The sequence below is a fragment of the Lentzea sp. NPDC036955 genome (genome assembly GCF_055608005.1).
The window spans coordinates 1-22,381 of the sequence record NZ_JBVJRC010000007.1 but is presented as its reverse complement, the minus strand read 5'-3'; the positions used below and the strand labels follow the sequence as shown (position 1 = coordinate 22,381).

The 22,381-nt window shown below is 71.0% G+C and carries 21 protein-coding genes and 1 pseudogene; 9 read left to right on the top strand and 13 right to left on the bottom strand.

Annotated features, from left to right (window positions below):
• Positions 1–162 precede the first annotated feature (162 nt).
• Positions 163–672, bottom strand: a complete 510-nt coding sequence (locus tag ACZ7CF_RS23820) for a ribonuclease FAU-1 family protein (protein WP_360397699.1) — start codon at positions 670–672, stop codon at positions 163–165.
• Positions 673–722: 50 nt separating this feature from the next.
• Between ACZ7CF_RS23820 and ACZ7CF_RS23815 the strand changes: the two genes are divergently transcribed.
• The 5 genes from ACZ7CF_RS23815 (at position 723) to ACZ7CF_RS23795 (ending at position 5,958) form a co-directional block, all read left to right on the top strand.
• Positions 723–1,829 (top strand): DUF5685 family protein, encoded by a 1,107-nt coding sequence (locus tag ACZ7CF_RS23815; RefSeq protein WP_360397701.1) that lies wholly within the window; start codon positions 723–725, stop codon positions 1,827–1,829.
• Positions 1,830–1,886: 57 nt separating this feature from the next.
• On the top strand, positions 1,887–4,049 hold the full coding sequence (gene uvrB / locus ACZ7CF_RS23810) for an excinuclease ABC subunit UvrB (protein WP_360397703.1): 2,163 nt from the start codon (positions 1,887–1,889) through the stop codon (positions 4,047–4,049).
• 653 nt (positions 4,050–4,702) lie between these two features.
• On the top strand, positions 4,703–5,134 hold the full coding sequence (locus tag ACZ7CF_RS23805; protein ID WP_360397705.1) for a MarR family winged helix-turn-helix transcriptional regulator: 432 nt from the start codon (positions 4,703–4,705) through the stop codon (positions 5,132–5,134).
• Between the two features lie 13 nt (positions 5,135–5,147).
• Positions 5,148–5,489, top strand: coding sequence for an MmcQ/YjbR family DNA-binding protein (locus ACZ7CF_RS23800; protein WP_360397707.1), 342 nt, complete (start codon positions 5,148–5,150; stop codon positions 5,487–5,489).
• A 64-nt stretch (positions 5,490–5,553) separates the two neighbouring features.
• The gene (locus tag ACZ7CF_RS23795; protein ID WP_470370623.1) at positions 5,554–5,958 is read left to right on the top strand and encodes a VOC family protein; all 405 of its coding nucleotides are present in this window, start codon (positions 5,554–5,556) and stop codon (positions 5,956–5,958) included.
• On the opposite strand, the gene ACZ7CF_RS23790 is transcribed toward ACZ7CF_RS23795, so the two are convergent.
• From ACZ7CF_RS23790 to ACZ7CF_RS23775, 4 genes are all read right to left on the bottom strand, one after another.
• Positions 5,959–6,882: an ABC transporter permease gene (locus ACZ7CF_RS23790; RefSeq protein WP_470370622.1), complete on the bottom strand. Its 924-nt coding sequence runs from the start codon at positions 6,880–6,882 to the stop codon at positions 5,959–5,961. It lies immediately after the preceding gene.
• Complete coding sequence (locus tag ACZ7CF_RS23785; RefSeq protein WP_470370621.1) at positions 6,879–7,097, bottom strand: hypothetical protein; 219 nt, start codon at positions 7,095–7,097, stop codon at positions 6,879–6,881. Before ACZ7CF_RS23785 ends, ACZ7CF_RS23790 begins: the two co-directional genes overlap by 4 nt.
• Positions 7,098–7,381: 284 nt before the next feature.
• Complete coding sequence (locus tag ACZ7CF_RS23780) at positions 7,382–7,516, bottom strand: hypothetical protein (protein ID WP_360397715.1); 135 nt, start codon at positions 7,514–7,516, stop codon at positions 7,382–7,384.
• Entirely contained in the window at positions 7,509–10,355 is a 2,847-nt protein-coding gene (locus ACZ7CF_RS23775) for an alpha/beta fold hydrolase (RefSeq protein ID WP_458430839.1), read from the bottom strand. Before ACZ7CF_RS23775 ends, ACZ7CF_RS23780 begins: the two co-directional genes overlap by 8 nt.
• Before the next feature lie 369 nt (positions 10,356–10,724).
• Between ACZ7CF_RS23775 and ACZ7CF_RS23770 the strand changes: the two genes are divergently transcribed.
• On the top strand, positions 10,725–11,723 hold the full coding sequence (locus ACZ7CF_RS23770) for a TerC family protein (protein ID WP_470370620.1): 999 nt from the start codon (positions 10,725–10,727) through the stop codon (positions 11,721–11,723).
• Here the strand turns inward: ACZ7CF_RS23770 and ACZ7CF_RS23765 are convergent, their stop codons facing one another.
• Entirely contained in the window at positions 11,724–12,926 is a 1,203-nt protein-coding gene (locus ACZ7CF_RS23765) for a metal-dependent hydrolase family protein (RefSeq protein ID WP_360397721.1), read from the bottom strand.
• A gap of 89 nt (positions 12,927–13,015) precedes the next feature.
• On the opposite strand from ACZ7CF_RS23765, the gene ACZ7CF_RS23760 reads away from it, so the two are divergent.
• Positions 13,016–14,875: a S9 family peptidase gene (locus ACZ7CF_RS23760; RefSeq protein ID WP_458430840.1), complete on the top strand. Its 1,860-nt coding sequence runs from the start codon at positions 13,016–13,018 to the stop codon at positions 14,873–14,875.
• A gap of 48 nt (positions 14,876–14,923) precedes the next feature.
• On the opposite strand, the gene ACZ7CF_RS23755 is transcribed toward ACZ7CF_RS23760, so the two are convergent.
• Positions 14,924–15,580, bottom strand: a complete 657-nt coding sequence (locus ACZ7CF_RS23755) for an RES family NAD+ phosphorylase (RefSeq protein WP_360397725.1) — start codon at positions 15,578–15,580, stop codon at positions 14,924–14,926.
• Positions 15,581–15,609: 29 nt separating this feature from the next.
• A complete protein-coding gene (locus ACZ7CF_RS23750; protein WP_360397727.1) occupies positions 15,610–16,194 on the bottom strand; it encodes a DNA-binding protein in 585 nt (194 codons plus the stop codon).
• A gap of 144 nt (positions 16,195–16,338) precedes the next feature.
• On the opposite strand from ACZ7CF_RS23750, the gene ACZ7CF_RS23745 reads away from it, so the two are divergent.
• Positions 16,339–17,499: a glycosyltransferase 87 family protein gene (locus ACZ7CF_RS23745; RefSeq protein ID WP_360397729.1), complete on the top strand. Its 1,161-nt coding sequence runs from the start codon at positions 16,339–16,341 to the stop codon at positions 17,497–17,499.
• A gap of 53 nt (positions 17,500–17,552) precedes the next feature.
• Here ACZ7CF_RS23745 and ACZ7CF_RS23740 read toward each other — a convergent pair whose 3' ends face one another.
• Genes ACZ7CF_RS23740 through ACZ7CF_RS23720 form a run of 5 tightly spaced genes read right to left on the bottom strand, consistent with a single transcriptional unit; the run spans position 17,553 to position 21,565 of the window.
• Complete coding sequence (locus ACZ7CF_RS23740; RefSeq protein ID WP_470370619.1) at positions 17,553–18,434, bottom strand: hypothetical protein; 882 nt, start codon at positions 18,432–18,434, stop codon at positions 17,553–17,555.
• A gap of 22 nt (positions 18,435–18,456) precedes the next feature.
• A complete protein-coding gene (locus ACZ7CF_RS23735) occupies positions 18,457–18,756 on the bottom strand; it encodes a hypothetical protein (RefSeq protein WP_470370618.1) in 300 nt (99 codons plus the stop codon).
• 2 nt (positions 18,757–18,758) lie between these two features.
• On the bottom strand, positions 18,759–19,121 hold the full coding sequence (locus ACZ7CF_RS23730; RefSeq protein ID WP_360397735.1) for a toxin-antitoxin system YwqK family antitoxin: 363 nt from the start codon (positions 19,119–19,121) through the stop codon (positions 18,759–18,761).
• 9 nt (positions 19,122–19,130) lie between these two features.
• Positions 19,131–19,478, bottom strand: a complete 348-nt coding sequence (locus ACZ7CF_RS23725; protein ID WP_360397737.1) for a toxin-antitoxin system YwqK family antitoxin — start codon at positions 19,476–19,478, stop codon at positions 19,131–19,133.
• Positions 19,478–21,565 carry a hypothetical protein gene (locus ACZ7CF_RS23720; protein ID WP_470370617.1) on the bottom strand — a complete coding sequence of 696 codons (2,088 nt, stop codon included), beginning with the start codon at positions 21,563–21,565 and terminating at the stop codon, positions 19,478–19,480. The genes ACZ7CF_RS23725 and ACZ7CF_RS23720 overlap by 1 nt, the downstream gene beginning before the upstream one ends.
• Here ACZ7CF_RS23720 and ACZ7CF_RS23715 point away from each other — a divergent pair.
• Positions 21,492–22,381 (top strand): annotated as a pseudogene (locus tag ACZ7CF_RS23715) (hypothetical protein); the annotation flags it as partial. The gene ACZ7CF_RS23720 and the pseudogene ACZ7CF_RS23715 overlap by 74 nt on opposite strands.

Here is a 22,381-nt window from a genome sequence, read left to right as displayed (position 1 = left end):
CCGGATGAATAGCTCCGGACGCCCGAAATGGTGTCGACGGTGTCGACCAGCTGAGGTGTAGTGACCGCTCCCACGACGCCGAGGGTAGTCAAATATGTGCTCGCAGTTACACGGCGGATCGATTTGTTACGTCACGGTCAGATGACGACCACACTCTGTGTATCAACGCCAGGTCGTAGGACAACCCGAATAGGTGAGCCACCGAACCACATCGTGACCGTGTGCTGAAATTCCGGACAGCGCCGCATAGGTGGTTTCCAATGCCCATTGCGCGCGTTCCGCGGTGATGAAGTTGTGCTGGAGCGCGCTCAGCAGCTCGTCGGTGTCGAGGACCGTGGTGCTGCGGCCCGTCCGGACGAGGAGGTCGAGGTAGAGGTCGGTCGTGCGCCACACGCTGCCGATCGCCGAGATCTCCACGACGTCGACGTAGAAGTCGAAGTCCTGCTCGTGGCCGCGGTGCCAGGACTGGCGGGTGACCCGCAGGTTCAGCTTGGGCAGGAACCAGCTCTCGAAGTGGCTGATCCTCGGGTGCCCGGAGAGCGGGCGGAACATGTAGAGCCCGGCCGGGGTGAGGCGGTACTCGTCGACGCTCCTCAGCTGCCCCTTGGGATCGGTGTTGCTCTTGGCGTCCAGGTCGAAGTACTCGATCTTCGGCGGATGGATGTGTGCCACGTCAGCGATACTGCCATCAGATTCGTCAGCGGCCACTTAGGATCGCGCGCATGTTCGGGATCATCCGCCCCTGCCGCAACAGGTTGGGCGCTGAGCTGCGGTCCGCGTGGCTCGCGCACCTGTGCGGGATGTGCCTCTCGCTGCGCGACGAGCACGGTCATCTGTCACGTCTCGTCACCAACTACGACGGGTTGATGATCTCAGCCGCGGTCGAGGCGCAGACCGGTCTGTCGCGCCGGTCCGCCGGGCCGTGCGCGTTGCGCGGCATGAAGTCTGCGGACGTGGCCGTGGGTGCGGGCGCGCGGCTGGCGGCATCGGTGTCGCTGGTGCTGGCCTCGTTGAAGGTCCACGACCACGTCGACGACGGTGACGGGCTGGCCGGCCGAGTCGGCTGGGCCGGGCGCGCGGTCGCCCAGCGGTGGGCGGCCAAGGGCATCGGAACGGCCGCTGACCTCGGGTTCGACGCGTCGGTGATGATCGACTCGGTGCGTCGGCAGACGCTCGTCGAGGCAGCGGCGGGGCTGGGCAGCTCGGTGCTGGCCGTGACCGAGCCGACGGAGACCGCCACCGGGTTCGCGGTGGCGCAGACGGCGATCATCGCGGGGCGGCCGGCGAACGCGGAGCCGTTGCGCGAGGTCGGGCGGCTGTTCGGGCGGGTCGCGCACCTGATCGACGCGGCGGAGGACCTGGAGGAGGACCGCGCCTCGGGCTCGTGGAACCCGTTGCTGGCCACCGGGACGTCGGTGCAGGAGGCGCACCGGCTGTGCCTGGACGCGGTGGCGGGCATCCGGCTCGCGCTGGCCGAGGTCGAGTTCGTGGACGGGCGGCTGGTGCACAAGCTGCTGGTGCACGAGCTGGAGGAGTCGATCGTCCGGGTGTTCGGCAAGCGGAAGCGCCACCAGCACCCGCCGGACAAGCCGCGCTGGTCGGATCCGGGCAGCGGGCTGTGGGCGTACCCGAAGCTGAACTGGCAGCGGCAGCCGCGTGGGTGCTTCGAGGGCTGCGGGGCGTTCCTCTACATGTGCGGCACGTGCCAGTTCTGCTGCCGCGACCCGTTCCCGGGACCGTGGAGCGACAAGCGGCGCGACGGGTGCGACCCGGGGCCGGACTGCGGCCCGAACTGCGACTGCGACTGCAACTGCTGTCCGTGCGATTAGAGGGCTCTGACCAGGCACAATCTGAAATTGTCAGACCCCCGGCGTAACGTGCTTCCCGTGGCATTCGCAACCGAGCTCCCGCAAGAGGAGAGCACCGTCAAGGCGCACTCCGAGCACCGTCCCGTCGGCGAGATCACCCGCACCGGCGGGCAGTTCCGCGTGGTCAGCGAGTACCAGCCGGCGGGCGACCAGCCGGCGGCCATCGCCGACCTGGAGCGGCGCGTGCGCTCGGGCGAGCGGGACGTGGTGCTGCTCGGCGCCACCGGTACCGGCAAGTCGGCGACGACGGCGTGGCTGGTCGAGCGGTTGCAGCGGCCGACGCTGGTCATGGCGCCGAACAAGACGCTGGCGGCGCAGCTGGCGAACGAGCTGAAGGAGCTCTTCCCGCAGAACGCGGTGGAGTACTTCGTCAGCTACTACGACTACTACCAGCCAGAGGCGTACATCCCGCAGACGGACACGTACATCGAGAAGGACTCCTCGATCAACGAGGACGTCGAGCGGCTGCGGCACTCCGCCACCATGTCGCTGCTGACCCGGCGCGACGTCATCGTGGTCGCGTCCGTCTCGTGCATCTACGGCCTCGGCACGCCGCAGTCGTACCTCGACCGCTCGATCCCGCTGGCCACCGGGGCCGAGGTCGACCGCGACCAGTTCCTGCGCGCCCTGGTGGACGTGCAGTACACGCGCAACGACATGTCGTTCACCCGCGGCACCTTCCGCGTGCGCGGCGACACGGTCGAGATCATCCCGTCCTACGAGGAGCTCGCGGTGCGCGTCGAGTTCTTCGGCGACGAGATCGACAAGCTCTACTACCTGCACCCGCTGACCGGTGACGTGGTCCGCGAGGTGGAGGACCTGCGGATCTTCCCGGCCACCCACTACGTCGCGGGCCCCGAGCGCATGGAGCGCGCCATCCGGGACATCGAGGCGGAGCTGGAGACGACGCTCGCGCAGATGGAGCGCCAGGGCAAGCTGCTGGAGGCCCAGCGCCTGCGCATGCGCACCCAGTACGACATCGAGATGATGCGCCAGGTCGGTTTCTGCAACGGCATCGAGAACTACTCCCGCCACATCGACGGCCGCGCCGCCGGCACCGCCCCCGCCACGCTGCTCGACTACTTCCCCGACGACTTCCTGATGGTCATCGACGAGTCGCACGTGACCGTCCCGCAGATCGGCGGCATGTACGAGGGCGACGCCTCCCGCAAGCGCAACCTCGTGGAGCACGGCTTCCGCCTGCCGTCCGCCCTCGACAACCGCCCGCTCACGTGGGAGGAGTTCGCGGACCGCATCGGCCAGGTCGTGTACCTGTCGGCGACCCCGGGCCCGTACGAGATGGGCCAGGCGGGCGGCGAGTTCGTCGAGCAGGTCATCCGCCCGACCGGCCTGGTCGACCCCGAGGTCGTCGTGAAGCCGACCGAGGGCCAGATCGACGACCTGGTCCACTCGATCCGCGAGCGGGCCGAGCGCGACGAGCGCGTCCTGGTCACCACGCTGACCAAGAAGATGGCCGAGGACCTCACGGACTACCTGCTGGAGCTCGGCATCCGGGTCCGCTACCTGCACTCCGAGGTCGACACCCTGCGCCGCGTCGAGCTGCTGCGCCAGCTGCGCCTCGGCGAGTACGACGTGCTGATCGGCATCAACCTGCTGCGCGAGGGCCTCGACCTGCCCGAGGTGTCCCTGGTCGCGATCCTCGACGCGGACAAGGAGGGCTTCCTGCGCTCGGGCACCTCCCTGGTGCAGACGATCGGCCGCGCTGCCCGCAACGTGTCCGGCGAGGTCCACATGTACGCGGACAAGATCACCGACTCGATGCGGCACGCGATCGACGAGACGAACCGCCGCCGCGCCAAGCAGATCGCCTACAACGAGGAACGCGGCATCGACCCGCAGCCGCTGCGCAAGAAGATCACCGACATCCTCGAGACGGTGTACTCCGAAGCCGACGACGAGGTGCCGGTCGGCGGCTCCGGCCGCAACCAGTCCCGCGGCAAGCGCGCCACCGGCGAAGGCGGTCGCTCCGCCGGCGTCCTGCAGTCCCACGAACGCGCGGGCATGGCCCGCTCCGAGCTCGCTGACCTCGTGCAGCAGCTGACCGACCAGATGATGAACGCGGCCCGCGACCTGCAGTTCGAGCTGGCCGCGCGCCTGCGTGACGAGGTCCAGGACCTGAAGAAGGAGCTGCGGGGCATGGACGCAGCCGGCGTGAAGTAGTCCCGCGGCGGGGGCGCCACAACGCAAGTGCCCCCGCTCCTCGCTTCGGCACGCGGCTGGCGCGGAGTAACCCCGCAGCGGAGGCTGCCCACAACGCAAGCGCGCCTGCTTTGCCCTGGCACGCGGCCGGCGTGGAGTACCCCCGTGGCGGGTGCCGTCCGCTACGCAGGTGCCCCGCTCCTTGCTTCGGCACGCGGCCGGTGTGACGTAGCCCGCGCGGCGCGGGCCGCCCACAACGCAAGCGCCCCCGCTTCATGCCTCGGCACGCGGCCGCCTGGTCTCCCCGGCCGATCGCCACGCTTCCAGACTGCCTCGGTGCCGGGTTGCCTCGGCTTTGGTTCGCGTCGGCTCGCGCGTCCAGCGGACATCGCCGTTCCGCGACGACAGCAACCGCCGCTATACCACCGCCCGCAAGGCCAACCCCATCGTCTCGATTCGCCACAACGGCGCCACCGTCGTCCCGCAACGCCCGCCGCTCCCGCCCCGCCCTCACCTCCACCGCGCACAACGCAGGTCCCACCGCACCCGCCCAGTCCACAATGGACGACCGGTCGCTCACCGTGAAGCCGGCAACTGCGGCGCGTAAATCGCCCTCTGGGGTGAGATGTCGGCTGACAACACCCATTCGAGCGTGATGCGGCCATGATCTCCCGGTGGACGTCGACACCCACCTCGCCGCGGTGGAGCAGGCGCTGATCGCGATGCGGCGCAGCCAGTCACGCAGGGCGCTCGCCGAGCTGGCCGTACCGGCCTTCGACGTGCTCGACGTGATCGAAGCGGCCGAGCGGGGCGGGGTGCAGGCCACGGTTTCCGGGGTTGCGGCGGCGCTGCACGTCGATCAGCCGCGGGCCAGCAAACTCGTCACCAGCGCCGTGGACGCCGGTCTGGTCGCGCGCGTTGCCGACAAGGCGGACGGGCGGCGAGTGCTGCTCGTGCGCACGCCGCGGGGGCGGGCCACCAGTGCCGAGCTGCACCGGGCGCGGCAGGCGGCCTGTGCGGCGGCGATGGCGGAGTGGAGCGAGGACGAGCGGGCGACGTTCGCGGAGCTGCTCACTCGTTTCGTCGCGGGCTTCGGCGGGCGATAATCGCGTTGTGACGATGGACGAGCTGATCGCCTACTGCGCCGCCAAACCCGGCGCGGAGGAGACGTATCCGTGGGGTGAGGCCGAGCTCGTCTGCAAGGTGGGAGGGAAGGCCTTCGCCTTCGTCGGGCTGGACGTGCACACCGTCGGGCTCAAGTGCGGAGCCGACGGTGAGGCCGCCGCGGTGTGGAGAGAGCGCTTTCCCGCGGACATCACGGTGAGCGGGTACATCGGGCGTTACGGGTGGAACACCATCGCGCTCAAGGGTTCGGTGCCCGACGACGACCTGCTGGAGCTGGTGGACGGGTCCTACGACGCCGTCGTCGCGCGGCTGCCGAAGCGGAAGCGGCCGGTCTAGCCCGGTTTCCGATCTTCCACCACTCCGGACAGTGGTTGTCCGCATTCGGTCTTACCGTTGCGCCATGGCAACCGAAATCCAGGTGACGATGGACGCGGCGGACCCGGCGAAGCTGGCCGCCTTCTGGTCGGAGGCGCTCGGGTACGTGGTGCAGCCGCCGCCCGGCGGGTTCGCGACGTGGGAGGAGTTCGCTCAGGCGAACAACATCCCGCAGGAGCGGTGGAACGACTACTCGGCGATCATCGACCCGGACGGCGCGGGGCCGCGGTTCTTCTTCCAGCGCGTGCCGGAGGGCAAGACGGCCAAGAACCGCGTCCACCTCGACGTGAACGCGGGTCTGGAGGCCGTCGACCGGCTCGTCGCCCTCGGTGCGACGAAGGTCGAGGAGTTCGACCAGGGCCGGATGGGGCACTGGGTCGTCATGCTCGACCCCGAGGGCAACGAGTTCTGCGTGCAGGGCAAGCACTAGCTAGCTGGTGATGTCCTTCGTGATGAACCGGCGTGCCGCGAGCAGCGTGAAGATGCCGCCGTAGACGAGCGCGGAGAACACCCCGCGCGTCATCTCCGACCAGTCCACGTCGGTCGAGAGCAGGTCGGCCCACGCCATCGAGTAGTGCGTCGGCAGGTAGTTGCGCAGGTCCCCAAGCGGTTCGATCTGGTCGAGGATCTGCGACAGGATCGACACGAGCACCGTGCCGCCGACCGCGCCGAGCGGCGCGTCGGTGGACACGGACAGGAACAGCGCCAGGCCCGCCACCCAGAACAGGTTGATCGCGATGTAGCAGACGGCGAGCCCCATGCCGAGCACGCCGTCCGCGAACGGTGCCGCCTCACCGGTCGGGCTCACGACCTCGCCCGCGCCGTACCACAGCACGCCGACGCCGAGTGCGACCGCGGGCAGCAGTGCGAGGGCGAAGAAGCTGAGGAGGCCGCTGCTGATCGCCTTCTGGCGCAGCAGGCGGTGGCGCGGGATCGGTGCGGCCAGCAGGTACTTGAGGCTCGACCACGACGCCTCGGACGCGATCGTGTCGCCGAAGAACAGCGCCACGATCATCGGCAGCAGGAAGCTGCCGCTCACGAACAGCGTCAGCACCACGAAGTTGATGCCGCTGGCCGTGGCGAGGTCGACGAAACCGCCGGAGCGGCGGTTCTGGCTCTCGCCCAGCTCGAAGCTCAGGGCCAGGATGAACGGCAGCAGCACCAGGAAGCCCAGCACGAGCTGGGTGCGGCGGCGCTTGACCTGGCGCTGCAGCTCGACGCTGATCCGCAGGGTCCTGCGGGCCCGGTAACCCTTCGAGGAGCCGTCCTCGGCCACCTCGGTCTGCTGGTGGGCAGCGGCCTCGGTGAGGTCGCTGATCGCTCCGGGGTCGGTGTGGACGCCGTTCTCGCTCACCGGTCCACCTCCTCGTGCCGGCCGACCTCGTCGGTGGCGGTCGTGACGCGCGCGCCGACAACACCGGCGCTCGTCGTGATCTGCCCGCCGACGCCGTCGGCCGGGTCGTGCTCGCCGTGACCGGCCGGGCTGTGCTCACCCGGCGCGTCGGCACCCACCGGGGTGTTCGCCATGTCGGCGCCCACCGGTGTGCCCGGCACATCGGTGCCTGCCACGTCAGCGGTCGCTGGGGCGCTCGCCGTGCCGGCGCTCACCAAGGTGCTCACCTCAGCGGCAACGCCGGCGCCGTGCGCGCTGCGGTCAACGGCCTCCGCCGCGTCCGGTGCGCCGAAATTGTCGGTGCTGCCTGGGATAATTGAGTCAAGGGGACCCCCTTCGCGCGCGAGCGACGTGCGCTCGCAGGAGGAGGGGACGCCTGCGGGAGCGTGCCTGCCGGCGCTCAGGCGGATGCGGTTGGCGTTCGCCAGAGGGCGCGCGGGAGGCACCGAGCGGGTGGAGGTCATGCGGTGGCCTCCCGCTGCTCTTCGTCGTCGGAGGCGGCCACGTCGAGGCCCGCCTCCGCCAGCGCCTCCAGCGACACCGGGTCCGGGGCGTCCGCCGTGGCGGACGCCGCTGCCATCAGGAAGTCATTCACCGACCAGCTCCAAGAACGCGTCTTCCAGCCTGCGTCGCGGGCCCGCCTGGTCCACGGCCACACCGGCGGCCACGAGGGCCGATAGTGCGGCAGCGCGCGGGACGCCGTTCATCGAGGCGTGCACTGCGTCCTCGTCTTCGTGCACGTCGTGCACGCCTTCGAGGTTGCGCAGCACCTCCGCTGCCTTCGACGGGGAGTCGACGCGGAACGTCGCCTCGCCACCGCCTGCCGCGATGTCGGCCACCTCGCCCGCGGCGACGAGCTGGCCCTTGTGCATCACGACCACGTGCGAACAGGTCTGCTCGACCTCGGCCAGCAGGTGCGACGACACCAGGACGGTGCGGCCGGCTGCGGCGTACCGGCGCAGGACCTCGCGCATCTGGTGGATCTGGGGCGGGTCGAGACCGTTGGTCGGTTCGTCCAGGATCAGCAGGTCCGGCAGACCCAGCATCGCCTGGGCGATGGCGAGGCGCTGCCGCATGCCCTGGCTGTAGGTGCGGGTGCGGCGGTTCACGGCGTTGCCGAGGCCCGCGATCTCCAGCGCCTCCTCGACGTGCGCCTCCTCCAGCGGACGACCGGTCGCCGCCCAGTACAGGCGCAGGTTCTCGGCACCGGAGAGGTGCGGCAGGAAACCGGAGCCCTCCACGAACGACCCGATCCGCGACAGCACGGGCGCACCCGGCGTCACCTTGTGCCCGAAGACCCGGATGTGTCCCTCGGACGGGTGGATCAGGCCCATCACCATGCGCAGCGTCGTGGTCTTGCCGGCACCGTTGGGACCCAGCAGGCCCAGCACCTGGCCGTGCTCCACGCGGAACGACAGGTCCTTCACCGCGGTCAGGCCGCCGGGGTAGGACTTGGTGAGGTTCGAGATCACCAGCGGCACCCCGGACAGCTCCGGGTCCGAGTCGTGCGCCAGGCGGCGGCGGAACATCGCGATGACACCGGCGCCGATCAGCACCAGCAGCGTGATCACGATGCCCCACAGCGCGGCCACCGGGAAACCGGTCGTCACGTTGCGGCCGGGCACGACCGGCACCGAGATGGTGTCGTCGGCCAGCGAGATGCGGTACGCGGCGGGCTGCTCGGCGTTCGCGAACGCCTGGTCCGTCGTCGAGACCACCAGCGCCAGCCGGTGCTCGCTCTCGACCGGGCGGACGGCGGGCGGCAGCGTCACGGTCACCTCGGCGGCGGAACCGTCCGGCGGCAGCGCCACGCGGAACGGGGCCACGGCCGAGCCGGGCAGCACCCGCGTGCCGTCCTTCGACACGTCGTAGAGCTTCGCGAACAGGATCGCCTCGCCGCTGTTCTGGTCACCGCGCGCCACCCGCAGCCGGACCGTCGAGGAACCCGTCAGCAGCAGTTGCGAGGTCAGGGCGTCGGACTGGAACACCGCCGCCTGACCGGGCAGGTCGAGCGAGAGCCGCGACGAGATCGACGACGACCGCGCCAGCGCCGAGCCGAGACCGGGCAGGTTCGAGATCGCCGCCGGGTTGCCGCCGGCGGGGTTCACGGCCACCTGCTCGCGGCCGCTGAGCTTCACCGAACGGCGCTCGCTCGTGGAACCGGGCGCCAGACCGGGGTAGGAGGGGGCGACGACCGTGCGCAGCGACGGCGTTCCGGACGAGCGGAACGCGCCCTGCACCTGGTACTCGAAGCCGGTACCGGGGTCGGTGCCCTTGCCCATCAGGTGGAAGACCATCCAGTCGGCGATCTGCCCGCGCAGCGTGGCGCCGGGGTTGCCGCCGTCGTGACCACCCGCGTACCAGACCGTCTTCACCTTGCCGCCCGCCGCGGCGATCTGCCGTGCGGTGGCGTCGGACTGGTCGAGGCCGAAGAGCGTGTCCTGCTCGCCCTGCACCAGCATCGTCGGCTGGGTGATCTTGTCGGTGACCTCGACCGGTGACGAGCGGCGCAGCAGGTCGAGCGTCTGCTGCGAGGCCTTGCCCGTCGTCGCGACCTCCGTGTAGGCGGTGCACACGGCGGGCGTGAACCGGCCGCAGGCGCCCAGCGACGGCGTGGGCGGCTGTGCGGCCGCGCCCGAACCGCCACCCGGCTGCTGCTGCGGTTGCTGTGCCGGCGCCTGGTTGTTCGACTCGGTGTCACCCACCTCGGGCGCCTCACCCGTGGGCGAGGCGAGGTCGATCGACGTCATGCCGGCCGAGAAGAAGATGCCCGCCCACGACCGCTTGAAGACGCCGTCCTCACCGAACGCGGTCGCCCCCGGCGTGGCGTCGGAACGCGGCTCGGCCGAAGCGGAGTTCGGCAGCAGCGCCTGCGCGAGGTCGTTGTAGGTGATGACCGGGACGAGCGTGTCGACCCGCTTGTCGGTGCCGGCGAGCAGCAACGACAGCGCACCGCCGTAGGAGGCACCGGTCACGCCCACGCGCGGGTCGCCACCGGAGTCCTTCTGCACCTCGTCGCGGGTCGCGAGGAAGTCGACGAGCTTCTGCGCGTCGCGGACCTCGCGGTCGAGGGAGTTGAGCGCGATCTGGCCGGTGCTGCGGCCGAAACCGCGTGCGGACCACGTCAGGACGACGAAACCGCGCCGGGCGAACTCCTCCGCCTGCGTGTGCACGCTGCGCAGGCTGCCGCCGAAGCCGTGCGCGAGCATGATCGCGGGCGCGGGCGTCTGCTGGGGGAGGTAAAGACGCGTCTCGATCGTCACCGTCTGAGCGCTGTCGGGGCTCTCGGGTGCGTCGATGTTCGCTTCTTTGTACTGCACGGGCGCGGGGTCGTCGCCTGATCTGGTGAAGTAGAAGCCACCGGCCACGAGGGCCGCGACCACTATCAGAGCGGGGATCGACCACCTGCCGCGAATGCGGGAGAGGCGGGACACAGCGATGACGATATGCGAGTTTCGCTGAGAGCGACCTGTCGGGACCCGGTGCCGGTCTCAGCAAGAGTCGATCTTCAGCCGGGCTTCAGGTTCGGTCGGGTACTGCTCAGGAGACCACGCAACGTATTCCCATCGCACCTGGTTGCGTGGGTCTGCTCACCCTGTGTGGCGCTAACCGGTCGTCGTGGAGCACAATATTCACGCAGGATGGAGGGGAGTACTCCCTAAGCGGCGGTGTCGTCAGTACGGAGTCCAGCGTCGGGCTTCCGGTGCCGTCGGTCGTGCGGGTGGTCTTCACAGGACCGGCCGGGCGGCGGAGGAGACCTCCGGGTTGTTTGGCGTGCGCTGAGGAATCCCGGAGGTTGGGTTGTGAACGTCCCCGCATGGATGTGGATCGCGACGATCGTTGGTCTGCTCGTCCTGCTCGCCGTGGACCTCGTGATCGTCGATCGAAAACCCCATGAGGTGACGATCGGTGAGGCCGCCCGGTGGGTTGTGTTCTACGTGGCCATGGCCGCCCTGTTCGGGGCAGGCATCTGGTACTTCTCCGGTGGGCAGTACGCGACGGAGTTCTTCGCCGGGTACATCACCGAGTACTCGCTGAGCGTCGACAACCTGTTCATCTTCTTGATCATCATGACGACGTTCAAGGTGCCCGCGATCCACCAGCACAAGGTGCTGCTGATCGGCATCCTGCTCGCGCTCGTCATGCGCGGCATCTTCATCGCGCTCGGCGCGGCGCTCATCGCCGAGTTCAGCTGGGTCTTCTTCATCTTCGGCGCGTTCCTCATCTACACCGGCTGGCAGCTGGCGAGGGAGAGCCACGACGAGGAGGAGGAGTACAAGGAGAACCTGATGCTCCGCGTGGTGCGGAAGGTCTTCCCGGTCACCAACGAGTTCCACGGCGCCAAGTCGTTCATCAAGATCGACGGCAAGCGCTTCGTGACCCCGATGTTCATCGTGATGGTCGCGATCGGCTCCACCGACCTGCTCTTCGCGCTCGACTCGATCCCCGCGATCTTCGGCCTCACCAAGGAGCCGTTCCTGGTGTTCACGGCCAACGCGTTCGCGCTGATGGGTCTGCGCCAGCTGTACTTCCTGCTCGGTGGCCTGCTCGCGAAGCTCGTCTACCTGTCGATCGGCCTCTCGGTGATCCTCGGCTTCATCGGCGTGAAGCTGATCCTGGAGGCGCTCCACACGAACAACCTGCCGTTCCTCAACGGCGGCGAGCCCTTCCACGTGCCGACCATCGGCATCGAGGTCTCGCTGTCGGTGATCGTCGGCGTGCTGGCGATCACGACGATCGCCAGCCTGCTCAAGGTGAAGCGCCACCCGGAAGCCGCCAAGCACATCGGCGCCGACCACTAGCTACCCGACGGGGACGCCGTTCTGGTAGACGGCGCGGACGGCCTGCCTCAGCGTTCCGGCCTTCACGTGCTGCTCGGCGTCCCCCTCGACCAGAACCAGATCGGCGAGCTTGCCCGGTGCGAGCTCGCCGAGCTCGTTCTCCAGGCGCAGCAACGCCGCCGCGGACCGCGTGGTGGCGTGCAGCGCCTCCGCGGGCGTCATGCCGTACTCGGTCATCAGGGTGAGCTCGGTGAGGTTGTCGCCGTGCGGTCCCACGCCCGAGTCGGTGCCCATGGCGATCTTCACGCCCGCCTGGTGCGCCTTCTGGAACGACTGGAAGTGCTGCGCCACCACCATCTTCGCCTTGTCCAGGACCACGTCGGAGATCGCGACGCCCCTGGCGGCCTGGTCGAGCACCATGCGCGGCGCCATCAGCGTGGGCACGAGCCAGGTGCCGTTCCGCAGCATCTCCTCGACGCCCTCGTCGGTGAGGAACACACCGTGCTCGATGGACCGCACGCCGTTGCGCACGGCGGTGAGGATGCCGTCACCGCTCATCGCGTGCGACATGACCGCGATGCCGGCCGCGGTGGCCTCCTGCACGATCATCGCGATCTCGTCGTCGCGGAAGTGCGCGTGCCGCGGGTTGCTGCGCGGTGACATCACGCCGCCGCTGGACGCGATCTTGATGATGTCCGCGCCGTGGCGGACCAGCGTGCGGATGACCTTGCGCAGCTCCTCGGGGCCGTCCGCGACGGTGTCGGGCAGTCCGGGGTGCAGCGGCGGGCTGACGTGCGCGCCGCACTGCATCCAGTCGTCGTTGTGGCCGCCGGTCTGCGACACCATGTTGATCGCGATCTGCATGCGCGGCCCCTGGACGAGACCGCGCCGGACCGCCTCCGCGACCCCGAGGTCGGCGCCGAGCGCGTCGCGGACGGTCGTGATGCCGCAGTCGAGCGTCGCGCGCATGTTGCCGATGGCCTGGTAGAAGGGCAGCGAGAACGGCGTGTTCAGGTCGCGGACCAGGTCGGCACCGCTGAACATGAAGTGCACGTGGCAGTCGAACAGCCCCGGCAGCAGGGTGTGGCCGGTGGCGTCGACCCTGGTGTCGCCGTCGAGGTCGGTGCCCACGTCGACGATGCGGTCGCCCTCGACCACCACGTCGCCTGGCTCGGTCGTTGTGCCGGTGAAGACCCGTCCACCGGAGAACACGATGCGCGTCATACGCGGAAATCTATGTGGCGAGTCAATTTTTGTGATCGGTCAACAAAACGTTGTGAGCGTTGCTAAAGAAACCTGTTACCGTCCGTGCCGTGCGCCCCGAAGACCTGGAGCTGCTCACCACGCCCGGCACCGTCGCGGTGTCCGGAGACCTGGTGCTGGTCAGCCTCGCCACGCCCGACTTCGCCACCAACACCTACTGGGGTGGCCTGCACCGGGTCCACCCCGACGGCAGCACGACACCGTGGACACACGGTGACCGTGATCATGCACAGCGTATTTCTCCCGATGGCACCCAGGTGGCATTCCTGCGCGTTTCGGGCAAAACGAAACCGCAGCTTTATGTCATGCCGACCGCAGGCGGTGAACCGCGCAAGCTGACCGATCTGCCGCTGGGCGCGGGCGCCCCGGTGTGGTCGCCGGACTCGACGCGGATCGCGTTCGTGGCGCGCGTCCCGGAGGAGGGCCGCTACGGCACCGGTGACGACGGCCCCGAGGCCGAGGCGCCGCGCCGCATCACGCGGCTCGACTACCGCGTCGACGACGTCGGCTTCCTGCTCGACCGCCGGCCGCGACTGCACGTGACCGACCTGTCCGGCGAGGTCACCGAGGTCACCGACGGCTCCTTCGACGTGGCCGACCCGGCGTGGCTGTCCCCGGAGGAGCTGGTGTTCGCCGCACCACGTGACTTCGGCGCGGCCGAGACGCTGGTCAGCGACCTGTACACGGTGCCGGCCTCCGGTGGCCCGGCGTCCGTGCTGGTCCGCAGCCGGGGCGAGGCGTCGATGCCGTTCGTCGCCGAGGGGTTCGTCCACTGGCTGGGCACGGAGTTCACCGGGATCGACGCGGTGGCGCGCAACACCGGCCTGTGGCGGGCGCCGCTGGACGGCTCCGGTGGCCCGGAGCGGCTCACCGACGAGGAATCCGTCGACGTCGAACGGCTGTCCGGCCCGCCCGTGGTGGTCGGTCCGGACGTGCTGGTGGCGGTCCGCAACCGCGGTGCCGTGGAGCTGCGGCGAATCCCGCTGTCCGGCGGCGGCACCGGCGAGGTGCTCGCGGGCGAGTCCGCGGTGGTGAAGTCGTTCGCCTCCGACGGGTCCACCGTCGTCGCCGTCGTGTCCACTCCAGACAACGCCGGCGAGGTCGAGTTCGTCGGAACCGGCACGCGCACGTCGTTCTCGAAGGTGCCGGCCCGCCGCGTGGTGGAGCTGACCGGCTCCGCCTCCGACGGCTACCCCGTCCACGGCTGGCTCGTGCTGCCCGACGGCGACGGCCCGCACCCGGTCGTGCTGGCCGTGCACGGCGGCCCGTTCATGTACCACAGCTGGGGTTTCTTCGACGAGGCCCAGGTCTACGCCACTGCCGGCTACGCCGTCGTGCTGCCCAACCCGCGCGGCTCCGCGGGCTACGGTCAGGCCCACGGCCAGGCCGTGGTCGCCAAGTTCGGCACCGTCGACGTCGACGACGTGCTGTCCCTGCTCGACGTGGCGCTGGAACGCCCCGACTGCGACGCCGGCCGCGTCGGCGTCATGGGCGGCTCCTACGGCGGCTTCATGGCCTCCTGGCTGTCCGCGCACCACGGCGAACGCTTCCGCGCGGCCTGGAGCGAACGCGCCGTCAACGCCTGGGACTCCTTCTCCGGCTCCTCCGACATCGGCTACTACTTCCCCGACGCCTACTGCGGCCCCGACCCCGAGGCCCAGCGCGCGATGAGCCCGCTGACCTACGCGGAGAAGATCACCATCCCGTTCGCGGTCGTGCACTCCGAGCAGGACTGGCGCTGCCCGCTCGAACAGGCCCAGCGCATGTTCGTGGCCCTGCGCCGGCGCGGCGTCGAGGCGGAGATGCTGATCTTCCCCGGCGAGGGGCACGAGCTGACCCGGTCCGGCCAGCCGCGGCACCGCAGGCAGCGGTTCGCGGCGGTGCTGGAGTGGTGGGGGCGCTACCTGTGAGGAACTGACCCGTTCGGCCGGGGTCCTCGGCCGGACGGGCCGGGGACCTCAGCCCAGGAGCGTGTAGTTCAGCTCCTCGCACACCCGCGCCAACGGCAGGTCCAGCCCAGGGTGGTCCAACGGCAACAACACGTCCGGAGCCGCCGGCAGCCCCGAAGCTCCCGGCGGGTCCCACAGGCACACGGCCGGGTCGCCCGAGTCCATCGACGACCGGTACCACAGCCCGTCGAGCTCCGGGTAGGCCGCGCGGATCGCGCGGGCCCACGCCTGCGTCACGGCCTTCGGGCCCGTCGAGATCTCCTGCGAGGCGCCCACCCGCGTCGGCCACAGGCCGCCCAGGTCCAGCAGGCGCAGCGTGCGGCGCGGGCGCAGGACCACCAGGAACGGGGAGCGGGTGCGGCGGTCGACCATCGAGGTGGCCTGGAAGACCTCGGCGACGGAGGTGCGGACGGACAGGCCGAAGTAGAGGACGCCGTTCTCGTGGTCCGGGGCCGGTTTGCCGTCGGGGGTCGGGGCCTGCGCGTCGAAGCGGGCGTGCGGGAGGGGGCCCGCGTAGCGGAACGAGTTCCAGCGCTGCGGGTGGGAGCCCTTGGCCGTGAAGACGCGCACCAGCCGGGTCGCGCGGTGGACGGCCACCACGTCCTCTGTGCGGCGCAGGTGTGCCTGGAGCACGGCAGGGGCAGGCGGCTGCGGAAGCCGTGACATTCGGGTCCTGTCGGGTGTTCGGGAACGGCTCAGGCGGGGGTGCCGAGCGCGGAGGCCAGGTCGGCGACGAGGCGCGGGTCTCCTCCTGCGAGGAGCCAGTCGCGGGGTGTCGCGGGCTTGCCGTCGACCAGCAGGTCCTCCTGGGCGGTGGTCATGAACGCGGCGACGACGAGCGCCGGCTGGTCGGTGGGCACGGCCGTGAGCACGGCTTCGAGGCCGGGCAGGACGCCGGTGCCGGCGAACTGCCAGGCTGGCAGGCGCCAGCTGCCGCGGTCCTTCCAGCCGACGAGCCTGCCCACGCCGAGGCGGTGGCGGACGCGGCTCGTGTCGATCTGCAGCTGACGTGCGGCGTCGGCGACGGTCAGCGCGGAGTCGCGCAGGACCGCGTGCGCCACGACGGTGCGGGTGCGCGGCTTGGCGTCGGACGGGCCGGCCGGGGACAGGTCGAGGCCCACGTCGGCGAGTGCCGTCTGCTGTTCGGGGGTGAAGTAGCTGACCGGCTCCGGATGTGGCGGCGCGAGCCTGCGCGCCGCGTCGGTCACGAGCGCGAGGAACTCGTCGGGCGTCACCTGCAGGCCGGCCTTGGCCAGCACCGTCTCCAGTGCGGGGCTCATGCGCACAGGATAGCCCGAGCGTGCGCATTTGTGCGCTCCACCAACAGAGTTCCACGTTCCGCGGTCACGCGACGACGCTACGTGAGAAATCCGGCCCGGTGTCCGTGACGTGGGCCTCAGCACCCCCATCGCTAGGATTTCCCGATGCAGCTGGACCGGGGAGCCAAGCGCGTCGTCGTGGCGTGGGCCGTCGTCATGATCGGCACGCTCGCGTACGTCATGCTCCGCCCGCCGGGGTGGTCGCTCGACCTGCGCGTCTACCGCAACGGCGGCGACGCGCTGCTGCAGGGCCTCCCGCTCTACGTCGAGGGGTTCGCGAAGCCGCTCGGCGGCCCCGACCTGCCCTTCACCTACCCGCCGGCCGCCGCCGCGCTGTTCAGCCTGCTCGCGCTCGTGCCGCTGGTGGTCGCCATCCTCGCGGTCGCGGTGGCGAACCTGGCGCTGCTCACGACGTTGTGCCTGGTCGCGGCCTCGCGCGTGCTCGGGTGGGGGCCGGAGGCGGTCAAGTGGGGACTCGGCGCGGCCGCCGTGTCGTCGATCTTCGACCCGCTGCGCGAGACGCTCTGGTTCGGGCAGGTCAACCTGCTGCTCGGCGTGCTGGTCATGGCCGACTGCCTGCTCGAACGCACCCGCTGGTGGCCGCGCGGCGCCCTGATCGGGCTCGCGGCGGCGATCAAGCTGACGCCCGCGTTCTTCGCGTTGTTCTTCGTGGCCCGGCGCCAGTGGAAGCCGGTGCTCGTGTCGATCGCGTCGTTCTTCGCGTTCGGCCTGCTCGGGTTCCTGATCGCATTCGGCGACGCGCGCGAGTACTGGACGCACGCGCTGCTCGACCCCGCCCGCGTCGGACGCCTGACCTACGCGTCGAACCAGTCGTTGCGCGGCCTGCTCGCCCGCCTCGGGCTGGAGAGCGGCCCGCAGGTGCTCACCTGGGTCGTGCTGTCGTTGCTGGTCGTGGCGCTGACGTGGTGGGTGGCGGCACGTGTCGGCGAGGTCGAGGCGTTCTTCGCCGTGGCCCTCGGCGGGCTGCTGATCTCGCCGGTCTCGTGGGGGCACCACTGGATCTGGATCGCGCCCGCGCTGGTGCTGCTGTCGCGGCCCGCGCTGCGGCGGCACTGGGCGTCGTGGCTGGTCGTGGCGGTGTTCGCGGTGGGGCCGCACTGGCTGTTCCCGCGTGACAACGACGTGGAGCAGCAGTGGGCGTGGTGGCAGCAGGTGATCGGCAACCTCTACGTGGTCGCCGGGGTCGCCGTGCTGGTCACGCTCGCCGTGCGGGCACGCCGCCCCGTCGTCGCGACCGCGGGCTGAGAACGTGGAGAAGGGGGCCCGGCCGCAGCCGAGCCCCCTTCAGCACTTCTCGCTCACTGACCGGTGATCAGCGAGACCGCGCGGTCCTGCGCCGCCTCGCTCACCTCACCGATGCGGAACCCGCGCGACACCGCGTGCGCCACCAGCTCGGGCTCCGGCGGCAGGCCGTACTTGCGCAGGTAGTGCGGCACCGCGCCGGCCCAGACCCAGGTGCCGTCGGTGCGGAAGTTCAGCGGCACGTCCTGCTCGCCGTTGGCGGAGAACTCGTCCACGTCGTAGCTGCGCGCGGCCAGCACGACCGGCGCCGTCTCGAGGTAGGTGAGCAGGTTGTCCACCAGCTGCGGGTCGACCGGCTGGCGGTTCACCACGATGCGGCCGTCGTCGTTCTTGCCGTCGTAGACCTTCGCGGTGCGCAGGTCGGCCGACGGCTGCTGCTCGGGCTGCTGCGGCGGGACCTGGAACTCCTGCTGCGGCTCCGGTTCCGGCTGGGGCAGCGGCGGCAGTCCGACGCGCTGCCGCCACCAGTCCGGGATCAGCTGGTCCGGCCGCGGGAACGTCTGCAGCTCGTCGCGGAACCCGATCGGCGGCGGCGTGTTGCGCCAGCGCGGCTCGTCCTCGGCGTTGAAGTCGACCGTGAACGCCGCGGGCGCCTCGATCTCGTAGGTCGCGCTCAGCCACGTGCCGCGGTCCGGCTGGTACATCCCGGCGCGCAGCTGGCCGAACATCTGCACCACGTCCATCGGCGGCCGCACCGGCCGCAACTGCCCGTCGGGCCCGGCGAACGCGAGGTCGACCTCGATGTGCCTGCCCGCCGCGCGGTACTCGGCACGGATGCGCTGCCAGCCCTGCGGCATCGCCGGCAGCATGGCACGGCCGATCTGCCGCACGAGCTGCTGCTGTTCCTGCTCGCTCAGCGGTGTCGCTGGCTGGCCCATGTGCTCCTCGCCCCTCTCCCCGTCACAACGCGCTGATCTTATCGGGCTGCCCGTGCACGTGCGGGCGGGTCGGTGGCTTCGACCCGTTCACACTGGTTCCGAGGGTGTTGATCTCCCGGTGGTTCCCCGGCGGGGCCACTCGCGGTGGGTCTTCCGGTTCGCGGCCGGGAGACGCGGTCAGCGCCAGACGCCTGCGGGCGTTCGGGTACCGGAGCGTCTGCGGGCCGTGGGTGATGCCCTGCCAGCAGGTGACCAGGGCGATGACGTTGCCGTTGGCGTCCTTGGCCTCGTCCAGGTACGACTCACCGCTGTCGATGCGCACCGTCAGAGCCCCCGCGTGATGCCGGATCTCACGTCAACGAGGAGCGTGCCGTGCTCGTCCCACCGCCGCCGTTCGACCAGTTCGCCGAAGACGTTGAACAGGTCGTGCTCGGCGAGCTTCCCGTTGCGGTGCCACTCCCGCCATTCGCCGACCGGTGATCCCCGATGGCACCGGCCCTCGGCCTGCTTCTCACCGCTCGGGTACCACTCGGTCTGCGGGCCGTGCTCGATGCCGTCGACGTAGGAGGAGAGCGCGATGACGTTGCCCTCGGCGTCGGTGTCCTCGAGCTCGCCGGTGAACGGTTCACCGTCGTGCAGGAGGATCGCCGCCGGGGTGTCGACCGTCTTGCTCCTGTTGACGCGCAACGGGATCGCTCAGGCGCTGTGCTCGTAGGTGAGCGCGCCGGTCTCGTCCCACTCCCTGCGGTACAGCTGGCGGCCCCGGTCGTCGAACTCGGTCTCCAGCGCCAGTTGCCCGTTGGGGTGCCACTGCCGGTTCACGCCGCTGAGCATGCCGAACTTCATGGTGCCCTGCTTGAACGGGCGGTCGGGCCCGTACCACTCGGAGTACGGGCCGTCCTGCACGCCGGTGTAGTAGGTGTAGAGCGAGATCAGGTTGCCGTCCGCGCCGATCTCCACCACTTCGCCGGTGAACGGGACGCCTTCGTGGAGGACACCGTTGTAGTCGTCTTCGGTGTCCTCGATGTTCACACGCATGGTCATCACTCCGGCAGGACCTGGAGCCGCGGGTCACCAGGTGGATGGGTGAGCTTACCAGCGGAGCTGGGCACGCCGTCGATCATCCGCGTGCAGTTCGCGCAGCACTGTGCGGTGTCCGGGAAGCGGCCGTCCCTGACCGCGCCGACCTTCGCCGGCGTGAAGGCGTTGTCGACGCGCATCTCGCCCAGGATCTTGCGCAGCTCCTCGGGGGACACGTCCGGCGGGACCCCGCGGTCGAGCAGCATCTGGTTGACGTTCTTGACCTCGGCGTGCCTCGTCGGCGCGTCGTTGATCGGGAACGGCGTGCGGAACTCCTCACCGTTGCGGTCGAGCAGCGGCTGGCCGAGGCGGTCCGGGTTGCGGTCTGGCTGGGTGTAGCCCAGGCCGTCGCCGTCCGGCGGCGGGTTGCCCATCATCGCGTCGCGGCGCGCGGCCAGCGCCGGGTGGAGCTTGTCCTCCGGGATCAGGTCCGTGTTCGAGCCGTTGACCGACTCGTAGATCCGGCCGGTCTGCCGGTCGACCGAGACCGACGTGCACACGACGTTGTTGTTCGCGTACTTCTGGATGTTCTGCGCGGGGTGGTCCGGCGGCTTGATCGTGCCGTCGGCGATCTTGTTCTCGATCAGCTTGGCGCGGTCTTCGAGGACCCTGTTCAGGTACCGCTCGATCGGCTGGCCGTCGTAGTGCGTGATGAGGCCGTTCTCGTCGACCTGGCACCTGTCCGGGTCCAGCTGTTCGAGCACCTGCGGCTCGGCGCGGTTCGGCGGCAGGTCGTCCGGGTGGTGCGCGAACTCCGGGTCCCGCTCGTAGGGCGGCTCGCCGCGGTCGACGGCACCGTCGGTGTCCGTCGTCGCGTCCGGGTCGTGGCGCTCGGTGTCCGGGGCGTAGCCGTCGTCGCCGGTCTTGGTCTTCGTGCCGTCCGGGTGGTGGGTCTCCCACTCGCCGTTCGGCGGGATCTTCGGCTGGCGGGTGCCGTCGGGGCGGATGTCGGCGTCGCTCGTGAAGACGCGGCCGTTCACGTCGGTCCAGGCCGGCTTGGTGGGGGCGAGGACCGGGGCGTCGAGGTGGCGGGAGAGCTGCTGGGCGAAGTCGTTGCTGCCCGCGTCGCAGCCGATCAGGCGGACCGGGCGACTGCCGTCGTAACCACCGCGGCGCAGCATGTCCGCGTACTCGGCGGGGGTGTAGTCGTGGCCGCCGATGCGGGCGTGGCCGTCCGGGGTGACGTGGACGTCCGCGGTGAAGTAGCGCGGGTCGTCCGGCACGCGGTGGGGCAGGTCGCCCATGTCCGGGTCGCCGCCGTGGTGCGAGACGCCGGCCGGTGTCTGCTCGGCGTGGCGCTGGTGTGCGGCCTCCGGGGACGGGCGGTCCGCCGGTGTGGTGTCCACGTCGGTGTCGTGGGGGCGGTCCGGGGAGTCCGGGTCGTGCGGCTTGTCCGGGGTGTGCGACGGCGCGTCGGCGTCCGGGTGGTGTGGCGCGTCGGGGTGGTGTGGCGCGTCGGGGGAGTGCGGAGCCGCGGGGGAGTGCGGGGTGGCCGCCTCGGGGCGGGTCGCGTCCGGCGCGTGGTGCGGGGGTGCGTCGGTGCCGGTGCCGCGCGAGCGCGGGGAGTCCGGCGAGTGCGGACGGGAGCCGTCGGGGCGGGACGGGCTGTCGGGGCGGTGCGGGGTGTCCGGGCGCGTGGGGGCGTCGGGACGGGACGGGTGGCCCGCGGGGGCGTCCGTGCGGGGGCGGGAGGTGTCCGGGCGTGGGCCGGCGTCGGGACGGTTGGGGGCGTCGGGACGGTGCGGCGCGTCCGGGCGGGACGGGGTGTTCGGGCCGCCGTGCGGCGCGGTGGGAGAGTGCGGCGCGGTGGGGGTTTGGGGTGTGTTGGGGCTGTGCGGTGCGGCCGGTCCGCTGTGCGGGGCGTCCGGGCGCGACGACGGCGTGGTCGTGCCGGTGTGCGGGGCGTCGGGACGGGACGGCGCGGTCGGGCCGCCTGCCGGACGGGTCTGGGGTGCGTCGGGGCGGGAGGACGGCGCGGTGGGCGCGTCCGTGCGGGCCGACGGGGTGTGCGGAGCGCTCGGGGCCGACGGCGTGGACGGCTGCGGGCGCATCGGGGTGTCGGTGCGCGGGGAGCCGGCCGACGGGGAGCCGCTGGAAGAGGAGTGCGGGGTGCCGCCGCCCGCCGGGGGTGCCGACGGGGTCGACGGGGTGTGCGGAGTCGACGGGGCGTGCGGTGCCGCCGCCGAGGGAGCGGTGGCGCGGCTGGGCGGGGTCGCGTCGGTGCGCGGGGCGCCGGAAGGAGCACCGGACGACGGGGCGTGCGGGGCGCCACCGGGGGCGGAGGGCATGCCGCCGGACGGGGACGACGGCATCGACGGCGACGACGGAGCCGAAGGCGCCGAGTGCGTCGGAGGCGTGGACGGACGGGACGGGGCGTCGGCGCGGGAGGCCGTCGTCGAGTGGTCCGGGGAACGCGGGGCGGCCGGGGCGGACGGGGGCACGTCACCGCGCGAGCCGGGGGTGCCGGGGCGACCGGCGGGGGCGTTGCCGGCGGCGTTCGGTGCGCTGCCCATCGGGCCCGGCTGGGACGACGACGGGGTGGTGTCCGGGGTGCGCGAGGGCTGCGGGGCGTGCGGGACGTCCGCGCGAGCCGGCGCTTCGGGGGTGGCGACCGAGGACTGGGTGGTCTGGCCGGTGTTGCGCGGGGGCGCGGCAGAGGCGTCCGGGGTGGACGACGGGCCCGTGTGCGGCGAACCAGAGCCAGGAGCGGACGGGGAGCTGTCCGGAGTGGACGGAGCATCCGGGGTGCGCGGCGGGCTCGAAGGCGAAGAGGGTGAGGAGGGCGAAGAGTCCGGAGTGGACGAAGACGGCGAACCGGAGTGCGACCCCGACGGAGACCCGGACGGCGTCAGGTCCGGAGAGTTCGT